Source organism: Arthrobacter sp. B0490, assembly GCF_002929355.1.
Classification (GTDB): domain Bacteria; phylum Actinomycetota; class Actinomycetes; order Actinomycetales; family Micrococcaceae; genus Arthrobacter_D.
This window is the reverse complement of sequence record NZ_PJIR01000117.1, coordinates 1-600: the sequence shown is the minus strand read 5'-3', so window position 1 is coordinate 600 and position 600 is coordinate 1. Positions and strand designations below refer to the sequence as shown.

Below are 600 nucleotides of genomic sequence, written 5' to 3'. Positions count from 1 at the left end.
GATGCCGGCCTGGTGGTCGATGCCGACCTGGTCGACCTTGCGGTGGAAGCGCATGCCGGCCTTGCCGCCGAGGATGGCCCCGATCAGGGGGACGAGGACGGCGATCGCGAGGGCGATGAGGCCGCTGGCGGTCAGCAGGCTGCCGTCGACGGGGATCCGCGGGGCTCCGCCGATGCTGGAGAGGACGTTGAACCGGTCCCCGGCGAGGGCGGCGAGGATCGCGACGATGATCGCGATGATGATGCCCCACACCCACACGGCGATGCCCTGCTTGACGCCGTCGAAGCGGGCCATGCGCCCGGCGACGTAGCCGCCGCAGTAGTAGGCGAGGAACAGGACGATCGCCAGGACGATCCCGCTGACGATGCCGAGGGTCTCGGCGTTCTCCTGCGCCTGGTTCGCGGCGTCGGCCGCGCCGCCGGTGTTCGCGGCTCCCACGCCCGCACCGATCGCCGTGGCGAGGGCGCTGAGCAGCACGGTCAGTCCGATCGCGGTCAGCCAGCCGAAGAACGCCGAGCCCCACTTGATGCCGCCGAAGCGTTCCTTCTCCGCCGCGACGACGTCGTTGCGCCTGCTCCTCGGCGTACTCGCCCCGGAGGT

The 600-nt window shown here is 71.3% G+C and carries 1 protein-coding gene; it reads right to left on the bottom strand.

Annotated elements, in window-relative coordinates; translation table 11 throughout:
• Positions 1 to 600, bottom strand: a 600-nt coding sequence (locus CXQ97_RS18915) for a hypothetical protein (RefSeq protein ID WP_258062830.1), incomplete at both ends; no start/stop codon positions are given.